The sequence below is a fragment of the Pseudomonas abieticivorans genome, from assembly GCF_023509015.1.
Taxonomy (GTDB): Bacteria; Pseudomonadota; Gammaproteobacteria; order Pseudomonadales; family Pseudomonadaceae; genus Aquipseudomonas; species Aquipseudomonas abieticivorans.
In genome coordinates this window covers 5,786,546-5,804,835 of record NZ_CP094975.1, presented here as the reverse complement: position 1 = coordinate 5,804,835, position 18,290 = coordinate 5,786,546, and the positions used below count along the sequence as shown (strand labels likewise).

Genomic DNA, 18,290 nt, shown 5'->3' with positions numbered 1-18,290 from the left:
CCCGTACAGAGAAACCCGGAATGTCCTATCGGGCCCCACAGGACCTGGCCCTTGGCCTGGCACTCACCGCCCTGCTCGACGCCCAAGTGGCAGCGGGGCACTACGCCAGCGTCGAGCAGGCCCGCAGCGCCGCGTTGCAGAACCTGCAGGCGGGTGCCCGCGATGTGACGGCCGAGCAACACGACGAAACCGCGCTGCATGATTCCATGGATTTCGCCCGCCTTGCCCTGTCGGCCGTCAGCGGGGTTGGCGTGTGGACCTATGAAGTGTCCAGCGATTGCTTCTACTGCGACGCCGGCATCAGCGAACTGTATGGCATCGACCCGGTGCAGTCGGCCGCCGGTATCAAGCGCACCGACTTTCTTGCCAACGTGCACGCCGACGACCTAACGGCGTTGCGCAAGACCATGGCCGGCGGCCTGGTCAACAGCGGCGAACTGGAACTTGAGTACCGCATCCTGCACCCCGACGGCTCGGTACGCTGGGTGCTGTCACGCGGGCATACCTATTTCAACACCACCGGGCAACCGGTACGCCGCACGGGCGTGGGCATCGACATGACGGCCCAGCGATTGCTTGAACAACAACTGCGGCAAAGCCAGAAAATGGAAGCCGTAGGGCAACTCACGGGCGGCCTGGCCCATGACTTCAACAACTTGCTGGCGGGGATCATGGGCAGCCTGGAAATGCTCAGGCTGCGCGTCGGCCAGGGCCGTTTCGGCGAGATGGACCGCTACCTCGATGCGGCCCAGGGGGCTTCGCGCCGCGCCGCGGCATTGACCCATCGGCTATTGGCGTTCTCCCGGCGCCAGACCCTGGAACCGAGCGCCACGGACGTCAACCGCCTGGTCATGGGCATGCTTGAGCTGATCCGTAGCACCGTCGGCCCAGCCGTGCAGGTCCAGGTACAAGGCCAGAGCCACCCGTGGCTGACCCAGGTTGACGCCAACCAGCTGGAAAACGCCCTGCTCAACCTGTGCATCAATGCCCGCGACGCCATGCCCCAGGGTGGCACGTTGAGCATCGGCACGGCCAACTGCAGCCTTGACGCCAAGGCCGCCGCAGACCAAGAGGTGCCCGCCGGCGACTACTTGACCTTGAGCGTCACGGACACCGGCAGCGGCATGAGCCGCGAGGTGATGGCCCACGCCTTCGACCCCTTCTTCACCACCAAACCCACGGGCAAAGGTACCGGGCTGGGGCTGTCGATGATCTACGGCTTCGTTCGCCAGTCCGGCGGCAGCGTGCAGATCCAGTCGCAGCTGACGCTGGGCACCTGCATGACCTTGTACCTGCCACGGGCCCGCGCCGTGAGCGCATCCGCCAAGCCCCCGCTTGCCGCCCTGCCGCTGGCGGTTACCGCGCAAGGCGAAACGGTGCTGGTGGTGGACGACGAGCCCACGGTGCGCATGCTGATCACCGAAGTGCTGCAGGAACTGGGCTACCAGGCGCTGCAAGCGGCGGATGGCGCCAGTGGCCTGCAGGTGCTGCAATCGAATCAAAAGATCGATCTGCTGGTCACCGATGTCGGCCTGCCCGGGGGCATCAACGGCCGCCAGGTGGCCGACGCCGGGCGCACGCTGCGCCCTGGCCTCAAGGTGCTGTTCATCACCGGCTACGCCCACGATGCCATGGCCTGGGAGGAACAGCTGGAGCCCGGCATGCACCTGCTGACCAAACCGTTTTCGATGGAGGCGTTAACGCATCGAATCAAGACAGTCATCACCTCGTGAAACCTTCGCCCATCACCGCGGCGCACCTGGCCGATATCTTGCTTTGACTTGAGCACTGACCCCGTCGAGCCCCGCACCGTGAAACTTCACCAAATCAAAGCGCTGGTCGCCATCAACCAATGCGGCAGCATCAACGAAGCCTCGCAAATTTTGCACGTCACCCAGCCGGCCCTGAGCCGTTCGATCAAGGACCTGGAGCGCGAACTGGGGCTGACCTTGCTGCAGCGCTCCTACAAAGGCATGTCGCTGACCGAGGAAGGCCGGCGCATCATCCGCCACGCGCGCATGGCCGTGGAAAGCATGCGCCGCCTGCAGATCGAGGCCGATAACATTCATGACATGGCCGTGGGCGAAGTGGCCATCGGCGTGACGTCGCTGACCGCCATGCTGCCGGGTTTCGACCAATGCCTGGCCGACTTCCAGGCAAAAAACCAGCGGGTGCGCATGAAGGTGGTGGAGCAGCGCCCCAGCCATATCGTGCAGCGCCTGCGCGAAGGCACCCTGGACTTTGCCCTGACCTCGCAGCAGAACACCCAGCGCCTGAACCTGGACTGGGAGGCCCTGCACCGTATCCAGGGCGCGGTGACCTGCAGCGCAAGCAACCCGCTGCGCCATTCGCGCTCCCTGCGCCAGTTGCAATATGCCAACTGGATCAGCCTGGACGAAGTGGATGACCGCTCTTCGCAGTTCTACCAAATGTTCGAGGTCAACGACATACCCGCACCGCCCAAGGTGATCGAGTGCGCGTCGATGCTGCTGGCCCTGCGCCTGATCAAAAGCGCCGACGCGTTCATGACCATCAGCAAGATCGCCACGGCGCAAAACACGGTCGAACAAATGGCCGGGTTGGTGTGGGTCGACATCGAAGAGGTGATCCCCGACTACCCCATCTACCTGGTCTGCGTGGATCGTCACTCCCTGACGTCACCCGCCAGGGATCTGTTCTACAGCTTGAGGGCCCGGTTGACCCAGGAACAAACCTAGAAGTGGTAATACATACCCACCGCCACATTCTGCGGATCATCCCCGGCTTCGTTCACGGCAATACCGGCATAGGTGATCGATGAATTGGGGCGGTTCTTGATAAAGCCGACACGGCCATACACGGCCCAGTTGGGTCGCAGGAAGTGGTCGTAGCCGACCATCATGCCCAAGGCGTCCTTGTCACCGAACTCGATCTCGCGCTTGACCAACGACAAGCGCGCCACGTCGGCCTTGCCGACCGGGGCCGACATACCGAACGACCAGGCGGTCATGCTGGGCGTGCCACTGTAGTCGACGTCCTGGCGCTGCCAGCTGAGGCTGGTGGCAACGGGGCCGAAGTCATAAAACGCCGAGGCGGCCTTGATGTAGTTATGGGTTTGGCGCTGGTTGCCGTTATCGTTCCAGGGGTCGCTGAGGTAGTCGTTGTAGGAGGCCAGCAAGATCCATTTGGCGTCGCCGTACTGCACGCTCATGCCCTTGCCGCGCACGGTGTCACCGGTGCTGGCGGCATCATTGAAACCAAAACTGACCGCCGTGCCGACGCTTATGCCGGCGAACTTGGGCGTGGTATAGGCCAGGGTGTGCTTGGGCCGCAGGTCCAGGTAGTAGGCGCCCTTGCCGGCGGGCGGCGTGGTCAGGTAGGTGTAGGGCGAGCCGTACACCGCCAGGAACGGGTCGGCAAAGGTCGGCGGGCCCATGCCGTAGGTCTTGCCGAACTCAAGCTTGCCGTACTGCCGCGAGCGCAACGCCGCCACGGCCAGGCGCAGGGTGCCGACCTGTTTCCAGTGCTGGTCCAGTGCCTGGCCGTTGAGGTTGAAACCCTCTTCGGCGTCCAGCTCCAACACCGTGTCGGCGTCGAGGGCCTTGCGCATGTACAGCCCCAGCTTGTTGGTCCACGCCCCGCCGCCGGCCAGCTTGTAGCCTGAGTAGTGACCCGAGTCCTGATAGTTCACGAAGGCATCCAGGGTGCCATACACCTTGACCTTGTCGTCATAGCCCTTGTCGACGTTGTAGTAACCAAAACCAGAGGCCACGCGGGTGATTGCCGGGAAGCCGTCGGCCTGACTGGCCAGCGGCAGGCCCATGCCAAAAGCCAGGGCAAACACTGAGGTACTGCGCACAGGGGACATGCCCATTGCGAACTCTCCATGAACGTTGCGATTGAGAGGCCCCAGCGTTCACGAAAATAAAAGCCAGCGGAAATTGCCAATTCGATATGGCTATGCCTTTTTGCTAATACTCGTTGGCAAAGCGGCGACGCTACCGACCCTCAAGCGGGGCAAAACACCTGTTTTTTTCGGTTTTGGGGCACCGACCCTCCCCTCGACCCTCACGCTGGTGTCATCAACTGGTGCGCCGATGCCCTGTCAGCGGCTGTTATGCACCGCACTGACGCACATTTCCAAGCATCACAGGCCACAGTCATAACCATTTGTTAATTGCCTGCACATTACGCAAGTGATTCATCGCCAGCGTTGCTCGATAGTGGCTCCCGACAACGCCAAACGCTGGGGAGACAGCCATGAATACCTTGCACACCGACACACCACTGGCAGCCGCCACGCCCAAGCCAGGCCAGGCCGCCGTCGGGTCGCGCAAAGCCACCTTCGCCTGCGCCCTGGGCAATGCCCTGGAAATGTACGACTTCACCATCTACAGCTTTTTCGCCGTGGTGATCGCGAAAAACTTCTTCCCCGCGCAGTCCCCCGTGGCGTCGCTGCTGATGTCGCTGACGGCCTTCGGCGTGGGCTTTCTGATGCGCCCGGTGGGGGCCATGGTGATCGGCCGGTTCGCCGACCGCAAAGGCCGCAAGGCGGCGCTCAGCCTGACGATTTTCATGATGACCCTGGGCACTGCGCTGATTGCCTTTGCGCCCACCTACCAGCACATCGGCGTGTTCGGCACCGTGCTGCTGGTGGCCGGGCGCCTGACCCAGGGCTTTTCGGCCGGCGGTGAAATCGGCACCGCCTCGGTAATGCTGATGGAGTCGACCTCCACCGCCAACCGCTGCCGCAACGTCAGTTGGCAAGCCGCCAGCCAAGGCTACGCGGCGCTGGTCGGCGCAGGCATCGGTTTGCTATTGACCACGCTGCTCAGCACCCCGGACCTTGAAAGCTGGGGCTGGCGCATCCCCTTCGTGCTGGGCCTGTTGATCGGCCCCGTCGGCTGGTACATCCGCCGCTGCCTGCCAGAAACCCTGGAGCCTGCGCCAGTCGCCAAGCAGCACTGGCGCGAGGCAGTTGACCTACGCCACATCGTGCTGTCGACCGGCCTGTTGGCCAGCAGCACCATCGGCATGTACCTGTTCATCTTCTACATGCCCTCCTACCTGGTCAGCACCCTGCACTACCCACCCCGCAGCGCCCTGGCGATTGCCTGCGTGGCCAGTGCCTGCATGGCAATCATCTCGCCCATGGCCGCCCGCTACGCCGACCGCCGGGGCCTGCGCAAGCAACTGCTGGCCTGGACCCTGACCCTGCCGGTGCTGGCCGCCTGGCCGGCGCTGTACCTGCTGTCGCACACCACCAACCTGTACGCCGCGATGATGATACTGGCTGTGCTGGTGCTGCCCGGCTGCGTCGGTGCCGGGGCGTTTTTCGCGATGATCATGGAGGCTTTCGCCAAACCTCAGCGGGCCTTCGGCACCGCGGTCAGCTACAGCGTGGGCGTGACCTTGTTCGGCGGCTTCTCGCCCCTGATCGCCGCGTGGCTGACCGCCACCCTCAATGACCCGCTGGCACCGGCTTACTACCTGCTGGCTGGCGGTGCGATCAGCCTGACGTGCCTTAAATTGTTCCCCGAAAACACTGGAAGAGCCTGAGCCATGACGATTCATACTGCTTTCACCAAACACGACGTGGACACCTTCGTTGCCCTGCGCCGGCAGATCCATGCCGCGCCGGAACTGGGCGGCGATACCCCGGCCACCGCCGAACTGGTCGCCGCGCAGCTGACGCAATGGGGCTACCAGGTGCACCGCGGCATTGGCGGCCACGGCCTGGTCGGCGTGCTCAAGAAAGGTGACGGTGCCCTGCGCATCGGCCTGCGTGCCGACATGGACGCGCTGCCCATGCAAGAGAAAAACCCCTTCGCCCACGCCAGTAAGATCCCTGGGCGCATGCACGCGTGCGGCCACGATGGGCACACCGCGATCCTGCTCGCCGCGGCCTATCAACTGGCCATCGCTGGTAACTTCAATGGCACCCTCAACCTGATTTTCCAGCCCGATGAAGAAGGCCTGTGCGGCGCCAAGGCGATGATCGACGACGGCCTGTTCGAGCGCTTCCCGTGCGACGCGATCTTTGCCCTGCACAACATGCCGGGTGCGCCGGTGGGCAGCGTGGTGATCCAGGCCGGCCCCACCATGGCGTCCTCCGAGCGGGTGCGCATCAGCATCACCGGCAAAGGTGGCCACGGCGCCATGCCGGAGCTTGCCATCGACCCGGTGCCGGTGGTCGCTAGCCTGATCAACGCGATCCAGACCATCAAGTCGCGCAACCTGGCCCCCGAGGAGTTTGCCGTCATCAGCATCGGCATGATCCAGGCCGGCAGCGTCTACAACATCATCCCCGACGAAGCCAGCATGCTGGTCAGCGTACGCACCGACACACCGCACACCCAGCACAAGATCAACCAACGCTTGGAGGCCATCGTGCGTGGCCACGAGCAATTGTTCGGCGTGACGATCGACCTTCAGATCACCCCGCTGGCCCCAGCGCTTATCAACCACCCGGCCGAAACCGACTTTGTGTTGCAAAGCCTTGCGCCGCTGTTCAACGCAGGGCAGGTGCATACTCGGGGGCGCAAAGTGATGGGCACCGAAGACTTCGCCTGGATGCTGACCCAGGTGCCGGGCTGCTACTTCATGCTGGGCAACGGCGAAGGCGAGTTCCACGGTTGCTCGGTGCACAACCCGCATTATGACTTCAACGATGAGTTGATCGGCCTGGGGGCCCAATGTTGGGTGAAGCTGGTGGAAGATTACCTGGTCTGAGGAGGCTACTGGCGGGAACCGTAGCCTGTGCTAGCGTCTTCACACCATCCCCCATTTGCGAGACCCGGCCATGGACGCAACGATCGTCAATGTGACCACCGCGAAATTCGATGCTCTGGTTTCACTGGTACAGCAATACGGCGCCGCCTTCGCGGTCAAGATCCTCTGCGCCATCGCCTTCTGGATCGTCGGGCGCTGGATGATCGGCTTTGCCGTCAGCATGGTCCAACGGTCCTTGGGCCGGCAAAAGGTCGACCCCACGGTACTGCGCTACGTGGGTTCGGCCATTACCGTGACGCTGAACATCATCCTGGTGATCGGCATCCTCGGCTACCTGGGCATGCAAACCACCACCTTCGCCGCGCTGCTGGCGGCGGTAGGCCTGGCTATCGGCCTGGCGTGGTCGGGGTTGCTGGCCAACCTGGCGGCCGGTGCCTTCATCATTGTGCTGCGGCCTTTCAAGGTCGGCGATTTCATCTGTGCGGGGGGCGTGACCGGCACGGTCGTTGAAATCGGCCTGTTCGTGACCGCGATCAACACCCCGGACAACGTGCTGACCCTGGTGGGCAACAACAAGTTGTTCAGCGACAACATCCAGAACTTCACCCACAACCCCTTCCGCCGCGTGGAGCTCAAGGCGCAGCTGTCGGGCGCGGCCGACTGGAAAGCTGCGGCGGCCTTGCTCAAGCAACACATCGGCGCCTTGCCCAACGTGCTCGCCGAGCCTGCGGTGGAGATCGAGATCCTCGATTTCACCTTGGTAGGCCCGGTTTTGGCGGTACGCCCTTATTGCCATAACGAGCACTATTGGCAGGTGTATTTTGACACCAACCGCGTCATCAAGGACGCCTTGGGTGAAGCCGGCTTCCCGGCGCCGATTCCGGCGCAGGTGGTGATTGTGCAACAGCAGCCCCAACCCTGAGCGATCAAAACGTGGGCGTGTACTTGACCGTGAACATCACGTTGCGCGGGTCGCCAAAGTAGTTGTTGCCGGTCAGCGAGCCATACGACGGGATCACGTAGTGCTTGTCGAACAGGTTGTTCAGGTTGGCAGCCAGCGACACCTGGTCGCTCACCTTGTAACCCACCCGCGCGCTCCAGATCGAGAACCCAGGCTCTTCATACGCACGGTCAAAGCTTTGCGTGCGGCTTTGGCTGTTGACCCCCGCGCCCACGCTCACGCGCTCGAAATCGCCTGGCAACGCGTAGTTGGCCCACACCCGCAGCAGGTGCTTGGGCGTGAAGGTGCTGAACACCTTGCCCTGGTAATCCGGGTCATCCAGAAAGGTGGTGGTGTTGTAGGTGTAGCCGCTGGACAACTGCAGGCCCGGCAGCAGTTCGCCGTTGAGCTCCAGTTCCACGCCCTGGCTGCGCACCTTGCCGGCCGCCAGCGAGCAGTACCAGCCGTCGCAACTGGTTAGCGGGTCTTCAATGTCGGTGCTCAGGTCGCTGACCGCGCGGTTCTTCTGGATGTAGCGGAACACCGCCAGCGAGGTGTTCAGCCGCCCGTCCATCAGCTCGCCCTTCAGGCCCACCTCGTAGTTGGTCCCGGTGATGGGCTTGAGCGCGGTTTTAGCCTGGGTCAGTTCGCTCTGCGGCACAAACACATCGGCGTAGCTGGCGTAGGCCGACCACTGCTCGTTCAGCGCATACACCAGGCCCGCGTAGGGCGTGACTTTGCCGCTGCTTTGCGAGGTGCTGTGGGTGGGATCGCCATTGGGCTGGCCCTGGAAGTAGTTGTCGGCGTCGTAGCTTTCACTGTACCAACTGACTCGCCCACCCAACACCAGCGTCAGCGGCTCCAACAGGTTGACCCGCCAACTGCCATACACGCCCTTCTGGCGTACGTCGTATTGGCTATGGGTCAGGTTGGCGCTGCTGGCGATGCTGTCGTAGCTTTGGAAGGGCCGGTCGTGGTCGATGTTGTTGATGTCAACGCCCGGCGTGAACGCACGCGCGTAACCGTCATCGGTGGTGAATTTCGAATAGTTGGCGCCCAGCACCAGGCTTTGCATGAAGCCCAGCCCCTGGAACTGCCCGTCCAGGTACGCGTCCAGGCCCAGGTTGTGGTTCTGGAAATCGGTGCCGTAGTCCGCGTAAATGGGCCGCGAGGTGGGCGACACGGTGCCGGTGATGAACTGGTAGGTGGCCTCGTTGGATTCGACCATGCCCAGTGCCGAGGCCTTGAGTTTCCAGGCCTCGTTGAAGCGGTGCTCCAGGTCCAGGTAAATGCTGGTCTGGTTGCTGAAGGCGCGGTTCCAGTTGGCCCCGGCATAGGTCGAGCGGCCCAGGTCCAGGCGGCTGCCGTCGCTGTTGCGCGGCAGGCCGATCATGTACGGCTGGTAATGGCTGTATTTGTTGCCGGCACCCACGCCCAGGGTGGTGTCGGCGTCCAGGTCAAAATCCAGCGCGCCATACACCGTCTGCTCCCAGTTCCAGATCGAGTCGGTGAACGAGTTGCCCTTCTGGTAATCGACCACGGCGCGGCCACGGACGGTGCCTGCGTCATTGAGTTTGCCGCCGGCGTCGAGCTGCGTGCCGTAGCGGTCCCAACTGCCGCCGGTGGCGGTCAGGGTGACGGTGGGCTCGGCCTGCGGGCGCTTGCGCACCATGTTGATCGCCCCGCCCGGGCTGTTGGCGCCCTGCAGTAGGCCGGCAGCACCGCGCAGTACTTCCATGCGGTCGTAGATGGCCATGTTTTCGCTGATGTAGCTGCCCAGTGAGTACAGGTTGCGCGGCACCGGCACACCGTCGTACTGAATGGCTTCGATGTCGAAACCGCGTGAGTAAATGAACAGCCCCGAGCCCGGCGACTTGATCGCGCTGATGCCGGTGCTGTTTTCCAGGGCCTGCTTGAGGGTGACGATGTTCTGGTCGTCCATGCGCTGGCGGGTCAATACGCTGACCGACTGCGGGATGTCCTTGAGCTTCTGCGCGCCCTTGCCGAGGGTCACTGCACCGGTGGTGTAGGAGCCCGTGCCCTCGGTGGTGCTGCCCATCTGCTCGGAGTTGATGCGGGTGGCGCCCAACTCCATGGCATCGCCGGCCACGGTGGCTTTTTCGATGGCCAGGGTATCGCCGCTCAACGAGGCGGCAAGCCCGGTGCCGGCGAGCAACTGCTGCACGCCTTGGGCGACGCTGTATTGGCCATTCAAACCCGGGCTGCTGCGCCCGGCCAGCAGCTGGCTGTCGACAATCAACCGCAGGCCGCTTTGGTCGCTGAACCGCGTGAGTGCCTGGCCCAGTGGGCCTGCCGGGATGCGGTAGGCTTGCGTGGCGCTTTGGCTGGCGGCGTGCACGATGGGGCTGGTGGCCAGTGCCAGGCCGCAGGTGGCGCGAAGTGCCAGGCTCAAGGCGGCCCTTTTGAATGGTTGCTGCATGCGTCTTCCCCGAAGAAAAATTCTAATGACAATCAGTCTCAAATGGGAAAGACGCTGGGCGATGAAAACCCGACAGTGCTCGGTTGAATTTATTTTTTAACGGCGGCGCGGCGCTCGTCCGGCTCCACCACCGTCAACCACGGCAAGGTGCGCACGCGGATCGGCAACGACTGCTGCAACAACGCCAGTTGCGCGGCCAGGTCGCGGGTGTCGAACACCCCGGTTACCGGCAAGCTGCGCAGCGCCGGGTCACGTACCCACAGCAGGCCGCGCTGGTAACGGGCCAGTTCGTCGAGCACCTCGCCCAGCGGTTGGGCGTCGAACACCAGCCGGTCGCGGCGCCAGGCGGTGGCGCTGTCGACGTCCACGCTGTGCGGCGCGCTCAGCCCCTGGTCGTCGTAGCCCAGGCTTTGCCCGGCCTGCACCACGGTTTGCCCCGCCGTGCCCGGCCGGGTGACACCGACACTGTGCTCGGTGACCACCAAACGCACCTGCGCGCCTTCGCGGCGCACGTCAAAGCCGGTGCCCAGCGCACGCAATGTACCCTGCCCGGCCTGAACCTCGAATGGCCGCGAGGGGTCACGGGCCACCTGCACGAACAACTCGCCGGCGTACAGGCGCACGATGCGCCGGTCACCGTGCATCTGGATGTCGACGCGGGTTTCGGGCGCCAACTGCAAGCTCGAGCCGTCGGCCAATTGCAACTGCCGGCGCTCGCCCGCCGCGGTGCGCTGGTCGGCCATCCAGCCGTCCTCATGGGCCTGCCAGGTGGCGCCCCCGGCCAATGCCATGGCCATCACCAAGGCCAACCGCGGGCCCGGCCTGCGGCGCGAAACCGGTCGCTGCAAGGCGCTGCCCAGGTTCGTCCACAAGCGCTCGGCACTTTCGCTGGCCAGTTGATGCTCGACGCAGCGTTCGCACCAGCGCTGGTAATCCTCCCAGTCGGCTGCGCTTGCCGTGCCGCCATGCAAGTCCACCAGCCACTGCAAGGCTTGTTCGCTCAACCCGGGCAATGGCTGGTCAAGCGCGCTATCGGCTAACTTCGCCATGCTCACTCCTCCACCAGGCCAAGGCGCCGGGCGCAATGGCGCAGCGCGCGCATGATGTATTTGCTGACCATGCTCGCCGACACCCCCAGGCGCTCGGCAATGGCCTGGTGGCCCAGGCCCTCGAGGCGGTTGAGCAGCAGTGCGTCGCGGCAATTGCCGGGCAACTCGTCCAGTGCCTGCTGCAGGCACTGCAGTTGCTGGCGCAGCTCTAGCAAGCGCTCAGGCCCTGGGCGCGGGTCGTGCAACTCCTCTTGCACGTCCTCAAGGGAAGCCGGCACCCCTTGGCGCTTGCGGCCACGGGCGAAGTCGATGACCAGGTTGCCCAGTACCCGGATCAGAAAAAATCGCGGGTTGAGGATGCCCTCGGTACGCTGCTGCTGGCCCAGGCCTGCGTAGCGCACGAAGGCATCCTGCGTGAGGTCGGCAGCCATCTCGCGATCGCCTAGGCGGCGGTAGGCCATTTGCTGTAATTCGCGATGATAGAGGCGAAACAGCCGATCCAGATCGTCAGCCAAGGCGAACCCCGTGTGTTCAGTGACCGGCAGGCGCCGGCGGTCAGGCGCGCAGGATATAGTGATTAAGAATCGTTCGCAAACGATCGTTGCAGCACCTGTTTGGTAAAACCCGACTAGGCTGTGTGGGGCTTGCAATTCACTCAAGGAGTAGACCCCCATGGCACTGCGCATCAACGACCTGGCCCCTGATTTCACCGCCGAAACCGACCAGGGGCCCCTGCAATTCCATGACTGGATCGGCACCGGCTGGGCCATCCTGTTCTCCCACCCCAAGGACTTCACCCCGGTGTGCACCACCGAATTCGGCGCGGTCGCGCAACTGGCCGCCGAATGGGCCAAGCGCGGCACCAAGGTCATCGGCGTGTCGGTCGACGGCGTCGACGCCCACCGCAAATGGAAGGGTGATATCCAGGCGGTCTCGGGCGCCCAGGCCGACTTTCCGATCATTGCCGACGAAACCCTGGCCGTGTCCAAGGCCTTCGACATGCTGCCCGCCGAAGCCTACCTGCCCGATGGCCGCACCGCCGCCGACACTGCCACCGTGCGCTCGGTGTTCATCATCGGGCCCGACAAGAAGCTCAAGCTGTCGATGACCTACCCCATGTCCGTGGGCCGCAACTTCGCCGAAGTGCTGCGCGCCCTGGACGCCCTGCAATTGACCTACAACGTGCCGCTCGCCACGCCTGCCAACTGGACCGTGGGCCAGGACGTGATCGTCGCGCTGACGCTGAACGATGACCAGGCCCGGGAAAAATATGGCAGCATCGACAGCAAACTGCCTTACTTGCGCACCACCCAGGCGCCCAAGCAAAGCTGACACCCATGGCGTTTGTGCAGCAAGGGGACCGCCGTGCCGGATCGACAAGAAAAACTACAAGACTGGAACCGCCGCTGGCGGTTCATCGGCGAACTCATCCGCTGCACCGCCTGCGGGCAGGATCAGCTGTACCGCGATTCACGCGTGCCCTTCCCGCACAAGGCCAACTGCCCCGAGTTCGAACACAAGGGGCAATTGCCGTGGCTGGACCTTGAGGTAATACTGCGCCGGTCGCTGGAGTAACCAAGGGCCTGGGCCTGCAAGGAGAGCTGAACGATGACCCCCTTCACCGTGCGCACGCTGGAACGTGCGGACATCGATGCACTGCTGGCCTTCGAGACGGAAAACCGCGAGTGGTTCCAATCCCATATCGATGCCCGCGACCCTGCCTTCTACTCAGTGCAGGGTGTGGGCGAGCATGTCCAGGCCTACTTGTCCGACTTCGCCGTGGGGGCCTGGCACCCTTTTGTCATTGAAGATGCCAACGCACACATCGTGGGCCGGGCCAACTTGAAAAACATCAATTCGCCGCTCGGCTGCGCCGAAGTCGGTTACCGCATCGGCCAGCGCTTTTGCGGCCAAGGGCTGGCCACGCTGGCCGTGCGCCAACTGATTCAAACCGCGCAGCGCCGCTGGCACCTGACCCAACTGGTTGCCCACGTGTACAGGCACAATGTCGGCTCAAGCAAAGTGCTCGATCGCTGCGGCTTCCTGGTCGACCCGCAATCCTGGGCAGATGAAACGCAGAAGGAATGCCGGTTCAGCCTGTCGATCTGATCAGCCGCAAGCGCACAGGTGCTCGTGGTGTCGTGCTGCTCGATCCGAACCGTTATCCATGGCACTGGCCACTCAAAACGTATTGATCACGATACGTGTTCTGCACGATCACTTTGAAGCCATTGATGCAGTTTTAAATCGGAATACTCTGCATTCATCTTCACCATGATCTCGCACGACAAAAAGAGCGAACCGCCATGACCCGCCCGCGCACCCTTTACCAGAAGCACATAGACAGCCACACCGTCTGCACACTCGATGATCAGGGCCACGTGTTGCTGTATATCGATCGTCAAGTGGCGAACGAATACACCAGCCCACAGGCCTTCAGTGGGCTGCGCGAAGCCAAGCGCAGCGTCTGGCGGCCTTCGGCGACGCTGGCTGTGGTCGACCACGTCAACCCTACCGCGCCCACTCGCAGTGCTGCCATGGCGGATGCCGGCGGTGCCCTGCAGGTCTCATTTTTTGAACACAACTGCCGCGAATTTGGCATTGAACTGTTCGATGTACTGGATAAGCGCCAGGGCATCGAGCACGTGGTGGCCCCCGAGCAAGGCTTCATTCTTCCGGGCATGGTCGTTGCTGCCGGCGACAGCCATACCACGACCTACGGGGCACTGGGCGCTTTTGGCTTTGGTATCGGCACATCAGAAATCGAACACCTGCTGGCCACCCAGACGCTGGTCTACAAGCGCCTGAAAACAATGCGCGTCACCGTGACCGGCGAGCTGCGAGTGGGCATTACCTCCAAAGACATCATCATGGTGCTGATTAAAAAGATCGGCGCTTCAGGCGCAACGGGCTACGCAATCGAGTTCACCGGGCCCGCTATCACGGCCCTGAGTGTCGAAGCGCGCATGACCATTTGCAACATGGCCGTGGAGGCTGGCGCACGCGGCGCGTTCATGGCTGCGGACGACAAGGTCTATGCCTACCTCAAATCCAAGCCCCGCGCGCCGAAAGGCGAGCAATGGGACGCGGCCCAGAACACCTGGCGTGAACTGTATACCGACCAAGGCGCACGCTTCGATGCAGAGGTGGCGGTCGACGTTAGCGCGCTCGAACCCATGGTGACCTGGGGCACCAGCCCCGACCAGGCCTTACCTGTCGGGGGCACCGTACCTGACCCCCATGACCAGGCCGACCCCATACTGCGTCAAGGCATCCAGCGCGCGCTGAACTACATGGGGCTGGAGCCTGGTGCCCGCCTGGACCAGGTCACTATCAGCCATGCGTTCATCGGTTCCTGCACCAACGCAAGAATCGAGGACCTGCGCGATGTCGCGCGCGTGGTGGAAGGCAGGAAAGTCGCGCCTACGGTGCGTGCCATGATTGTGCCGGGCTCAACCTTGGTACGTGATCAAGCTGAAGAAGAAGGCCTGGCCAAGATATTCCTGGACGCAGGCTTTGAATGGCGTCAATCGGGGTGCTCCATGTGCCTGGCCATGAATGATGACGTTCTGGCCCCAGGTGATCGCTGCGCCTCCAGCACCAACCGTAATTTTGAAGGTCGCCAGGGCGCCGGGGCCCGAACCCATCTTATGAGCCCTGCCATGGTGGCTGCGGCCGCGATTCGGGGTCATTTGACCGATGTCCGCTCGTTCGCCGAGGAGGCTTGAGCCATGCAACCTTTTGAAATCGTCACGGGCAAAGCCGCGCCTATCCTGGCCTCCAATGTCGACACTGACGTCATCATGCCCAAGCAATTTCTCAAGGGCATTGACCGCAGCGGGTTGGACAAGGGCGTGTTCTTCGATCTGCGTTTTTTGAAGTCCGGTGAATTGAACCCGGCGTTCGTGCTCAATCAGCCAGCCTGGAACGGCGCCAGCTTCCTCGTCGTCGGCCCCAACTTCGGCTGTGGTTCAAGCCGTGAACATGCCGTGTGGGGGCTCAAGCAATTAGGTATCCGCGCATTGATCGGCACCCGCTTTGCCGGGATCTTCTACGACAACTGCCAGCGCAACGGCGTACTGGCCATTGAGCTTGACCAGAGCCAATTGCAGCGCCTGGGCGAGGCCGTGAGTGACCCAGCGGCAACGACTATCAGCGTTGATCTGCCCCAACAAACCATCCAGCTGAGCGACGGTTCGACCCTTGCGTTCACGATCGATGAGCTGCGCAAAGCGTCGCTGCTGCTGGGCCTGGACGCCATTGGCAGCACCTTGCAGAAGTCTTCGCAGATTCGCGATTTCGAGCGCCAACACCTGGCACGCAACCCCTGGCTCGCCTGAGCAGGTATCAGCCCAGGGACAACTCGCGAAAGTGCTGTTCGAAGAACTCGATACAGACTCTCAGCTTTGCTGACTGACTCACCCGCGTAGGGTATACCGCCCAAACGTTGGCGCTTTGGCTGTAGTCGGTCAGCACTTGCACTAGCTGCCCACTCTCCAGCAGAGGTTTAACGTCCCAGAGTGACCGCAAAATGATTCCCGAACCGCTCAATGCCCATCTCAGCACGATCTCGCCATTGTTCGAAGACAACGGCCCGCTGACCCGCACGGTCTCCTGCTGGTCGCCACGCGTCAGGTTCCACACACCGAATGCATTGTTGCGCTCCTTGAGCACCAGGCAGTCGTGTGCCGCCAGCTCATCAAGCGTTTGCGGCGTGCCCCGGCGCTCCAGGTAATCAGGCGTCGCGCACAGCACCCGGCGGTTGCTCACCAGCTTCTTGCCCAGCAACTGGTTCGGCAAATCATCGCCCACGCGAATTTCCAGATCAAAGCCCTCGTTGACGATATCCACCACCCGGTCAAACACATCGAGGCGTATTTCCAACTTCGGATACCGCTGTGACAGGGTGGTGATGGCCGGCGCCACGTGATTACGCCCGAAGCCGAAACTGCTGCACATGTGCAGGCTGCCACGCAACTGCTGCCGCGAGTCGGTAAGTTCGCTGATGAAGTCATCCATGTCCCCTAGAAAGCGCGCGGCCCAGATACGCACACGCTCACCCTCGTCGGTCAGGGCGACTTTTCGAGTGGTGCGATGCAAAAGCCTTGCGCCGAGGGTGGCTTCCAGGATCGAGACGCGCTTGCTGACGTAGGCTGGCGAATACCCAAGCGCCTCAGCCGCGTGATTGAAGCCGTTTTTACGGATAACCGTCAGAAATACCCGGAGGTCATCCGGCAGCAACGATTGCTCACGCTTCGTGTTCATAATGGTCAGGGCCTGACAATTTATCGTCTATTTCTGCAAGGATAACATCAAGCCACGTTCGATCTGCGCTTATGCAAACGGGGTCATTGAGCTGCCCGTTTTCATCGGCTGTGATGATCGGCCTGGGCATGCGCTACGTACCGCTGGACAGCGTCGGAATGTGTATTCCCAGCAGCGCAGAGGCCTGAAAGGATGGTATTTAAGTCACTGGCCATGCCATGGCACACCGACTTCCCGGAGCGAATCCGTGCTTGCACTCCTCGCTCAATATCGCCGCCAGCCTCTGATCCAGGTCTATGGCGGCTTTGGCCTGAAAGCCTACGCGGGCATAAAAGGGTGCATTCCATGGCACATGCTTGAATGTCGTCAGCGTCACGAAACTGAGTCTGTTTGAGCGGGCATAATCCTTCGCTGCCTCAATCAGACGCCGCCCTATGCCTTGTCCTTGCATCGATTGCATCACTGATAATTCATGGATGTGAAGGTCACTACAGTCGCGCTCAGCGCTGAGAAATCCTTGCGGTCGATTTTCGGCATCAAGGGCGACCCAGCAGGTCGACAGCGCAATGAGTTGGCGATGACGCTCAACGGACATCGGAGGCGACTCAGCCAGCCAGCTCAACGCCTCAATCATGCGAAATGCTTGAGCCGCGGAGGCTTCAATGGCGGGCAGGCGTTGTGCATCCTGCGGTACAGCAAGGCGGATAATCGCAGGCATGTGTCGCCTTTGGTGATATGAGTGAGTTTTTCGCTACCTGGCAGGCGTAGCACGTGGCGCAGTTCGTGCACCTGATGCGCAGTTTGCCGACGGGATCAAAAACGATCCACTGCTGCCCTTTGGACACCCGGGTTAACGAAGCTGCTCAACGCAGCGTCACTCGTTTCGCGGAACAACCTTGGTGTCAGGCCGAACGCAACCTTGAATGCCCGGCTGAAATGGGAGCTGCTGACAAAACCCCAAGACAACGCCACCTCGGTGATGGACCGATGACTCAGGTCGGGGTTGCGAAGGTCTTCGGCGCACCGCGTCAGCCGCCTGTGCCAGATGTACTCGCTCAGGCTACACCTCAGGTCTTCTTCGAACAGACGGTGCAGTGTGCGCGTTGAGCACCCTTGCGCCGCGGCGATGCGGTCGATGGTCAGGTCTGTGTCAGCCAGGCGGTCCTCGATGAAGCCTTTGATGCGGTGCTTTTTAAAGTAGCGAAAATCGTGTTCCAGCTTCGGTGCCGCCGCTCGGTTTTCCAACAGGTTTGCAACCAGCGCCGTAATGCTTTGCCCCACACAATGAGCGGAGCGGGCGTTAAGCAAGGGATATTGGCCATACGCGTCGGTGATCAGGTGGTGCAACATTTTGCCCAGGCCTTCGCGATTGTTCAGGTGCAGTTGCGACGGCAACGCGGCGTCGCCGATCAACCCCTCGCACAGCAGCATCAGGTATTCACAGCCGTTGGGGCTGGTGACCTCGAACGGCTTGCCGCTGTCGATCAACATCAGTTCGTCTGCGCACACGCTGTGGGAGCGGTTGCCCTGGCTGAAATGGCTGATGCCACGCATCTGCAGAATCAATAGCCAAGGTGCATCGTGTTGGCTGGCCGTGGCGCTGAGGCTGCGGGTAAATCGATGGGGGGTGCTGACCATTCGGCAGAAATGCATGTCGCCAAGTTCGCCGTATTCCAAACGCCCGGCAAACGGCGCGCCTTCCAATGACTGGAAACGGGTGGACTCCAGGCGGCGGAGCTTTTCCGGTGTTTTGCCCACATGCACACTCATGAGCTCTTGCCATTTCATCAACCGATCCGTCAGTGCGAACTGATCGGTACTCACGCAGGCCAATGTCCCCATGACACCCTCCTCTCTTCTTGTAGGGAAGCTGACGGCTTCCTGC

17 protein-coding genes are annotated in these 18,290 nt (G+C 62.3%); 10 read left to right on the top strand and 7 right to left on the bottom strand.

The window, feature by feature from the left end:
- The first annotated feature begins 20 nt into the window (after positions 1-20).
- Positions 21-1,733: a PAS domain-containing hybrid sensor histidine kinase/response regulator family protein gene (locus L9B60_RS26375; RefSeq protein ID WP_249673910.1), complete on the top strand. Its 1,713-nt coding sequence runs from the start codon at positions 21-23 to the stop codon at positions 1,731-1,733.
- A 78-nt stretch (positions 1,734-1,811) separates the two neighbouring features.
- Positions 1,812-2,717 (top strand): LysR family transcriptional regulator, encoded by a 906-nt coding sequence (locus L9B60_RS26370; protein ID WP_249673909.1) that lies wholly within the window; start codon positions 1,812-1,814, stop codon positions 2,715-2,717.
- On the opposite strand, the gene L9B60_RS26365 is transcribed toward L9B60_RS26370, so the two are convergent.
- Positions 2,714-3,853 (bottom strand): porin, encoded by a 1,140-nt coding sequence (locus tag L9B60_RS26365; RefSeq protein WP_438866017.1) that lies wholly within the window; start codon positions 3,851-3,853, stop codon positions 2,714-2,716. The genes L9B60_RS26370 and L9B60_RS26365 overlap by 4 nt on opposite strands.
- A gap of 386 nt (positions 3,854-4,239) precedes the next feature.
- On the opposite strand from L9B60_RS26365, the gene L9B60_RS26360 reads away from it, so the two are divergent.
- The 3 genes from L9B60_RS26360 to L9B60_RS26350 all read left to right on the top strand — a co-directional run bounded on the left by L9B60_RS26360 (position 4,240) and on the right by L9B60_RS26350 (position 7,633).
- Positions 4,240-5,538: an MFS transporter gene (locus L9B60_RS26360; protein WP_249673908.1), complete on the top strand. Its 1,299-nt coding sequence runs from the start codon at positions 4,240-4,242 to the stop codon at positions 5,536-5,538.
- Positions 5,539-5,541: 3 nt separating this feature from the next.
- Positions 5,542-6,711 (top strand): M20 aminoacylase family protein, encoded by a 1,170-nt coding sequence (locus L9B60_RS26355; RefSeq protein WP_249673907.1) that lies wholly within the window; start codon positions 5,542-5,544, stop codon positions 6,709-6,711.
- Between the two features lie 70 nt (positions 6,712-6,781).
- Positions 6,782-7,633, top strand: coding sequence for a mechanosensitive ion channel family protein (locus L9B60_RS26350; RefSeq protein WP_249673906.1), 852 nt, complete (start codon positions 6,782-6,784; stop codon positions 7,631-7,633).
- A gap of 4 nt (positions 7,634-7,637) precedes the next feature.
- Here the strand turns inward: L9B60_RS26350 and L9B60_RS26345 are convergent, their stop codons facing one another.
- The 3 genes from L9B60_RS26345 to L9B60_RS26335 all read right to left on the bottom strand — a co-directional run bounded on the left by L9B60_RS26345 (position 7,638) and on the right by L9B60_RS26335 (position 11,655).
- Positions 7,638-10,091: a TonB-dependent siderophore receptor gene (locus tag L9B60_RS26345; RefSeq protein WP_249673905.1), complete on the bottom strand. Its 2,454-nt coding sequence runs from the start codon at positions 10,089-10,091 to the stop codon at positions 7,638-7,640.
- A gap of 89 nt (positions 10,092-10,180) precedes the next feature.
- Positions 10,181-11,140, bottom strand: coding sequence for a FecR family protein (locus tag L9B60_RS26340; RefSeq protein ID WP_249673904.1), 960 nt, complete (start codon positions 11,138-11,140; stop codon positions 10,181-10,183).
- Between the two features lie 2 nt (positions 11,141-11,142).
- A complete protein-coding gene (locus L9B60_RS26335) occupies positions 11,143-11,655 on the bottom strand; it encodes an RNA polymerase sigma factor (protein WP_249673903.1) in 513 nt (170 codons plus the stop codon).
- A 157-nt stretch (positions 11,656-11,812) separates the two neighbouring features.
- Between L9B60_RS26335 and L9B60_RS26330 the strand changes: the two genes are divergently transcribed.
- The 5 genes from L9B60_RS26330 to leuD all read left to right on the top strand — a co-directional run bounded on the left by L9B60_RS26330 (position 11,813) and on the right by leuD (position 15,480).
- Positions 11,813-12,472, top strand: coding sequence for a peroxiredoxin (locus L9B60_RS26330; protein WP_249673902.1), 660 nt, complete (start codon positions 11,813-11,815; stop codon positions 12,470-12,472).
- 33 nt (positions 12,473-12,505) lie between these two features.
- A complete protein-coding gene (locus L9B60_RS26325) occupies positions 12,506-12,715 on the top strand; it encodes a hypothetical protein (RefSeq protein WP_249673901.1) in 210 nt (69 codons plus the stop codon).
- Positions 12,716-12,748: 33 nt separating this feature from the next.
- Positions 12,749-13,249, top strand: a complete 501-nt coding sequence (locus L9B60_RS26320) for a GNAT family N-acetyltransferase (RefSeq protein WP_249673900.1) — start codon at positions 12,749-12,751, stop codon at positions 13,247-13,249.
- Positions 13,250-13,446: 197 nt separating this feature from the next.
- Complete coding sequence (leuC, locus tag L9B60_RS26315) at positions 13,447-14,868, top strand: 3-isopropylmalate dehydratase large subunit (protein ID WP_249673899.1); 1,422 nt, start codon at positions 13,447-13,449, stop codon at positions 14,866-14,868.
- A gap of 3 nt (positions 14,869-14,871) precedes the next feature.
- Entirely contained in the window at positions 14,872-15,480 is a 609-nt protein-coding gene (gene leuD / locus L9B60_RS26310; RefSeq protein ID WP_249673898.1) for a 3-isopropylmalate dehydratase small subunit, read from the top strand.
- Positions 15,481-15,487: 7 nt separating this feature from the next.
- On the opposite strand, the gene L9B60_RS26305 is transcribed toward leuD, so the two are convergent.
- From L9B60_RS26305 to L9B60_RS26295, 3 genes are all read right to left on the bottom strand, one after another.
- A complete protein-coding gene (locus L9B60_RS26305) occupies positions 15,488-16,405 on the bottom strand; it encodes a LysR substrate-binding domain-containing protein (RefSeq protein WP_249673897.1) in 918 nt (305 codons plus the stop codon).
- A 199-nt stretch (positions 16,406-16,604) separates the two neighbouring features.
- A complete protein-coding gene (locus L9B60_RS26300) occupies positions 16,605-17,123 on the bottom strand; it encodes a GNAT family N-acetyltransferase (protein WP_249673896.1) in 519 nt (172 codons plus the stop codon).
- 95 nt (positions 17,124-17,218) lie between these two features.
- On the bottom strand, positions 17,219-18,247 hold the full coding sequence (locus L9B60_RS26295; protein ID WP_249673895.1) for a helix-turn-helix domain-containing protein: 1,029 nt from the start codon (positions 18,245-18,247) through the stop codon (positions 17,219-17,221).
- Positions 18,248-18,290 lie beyond the last annotated feature (43 nt).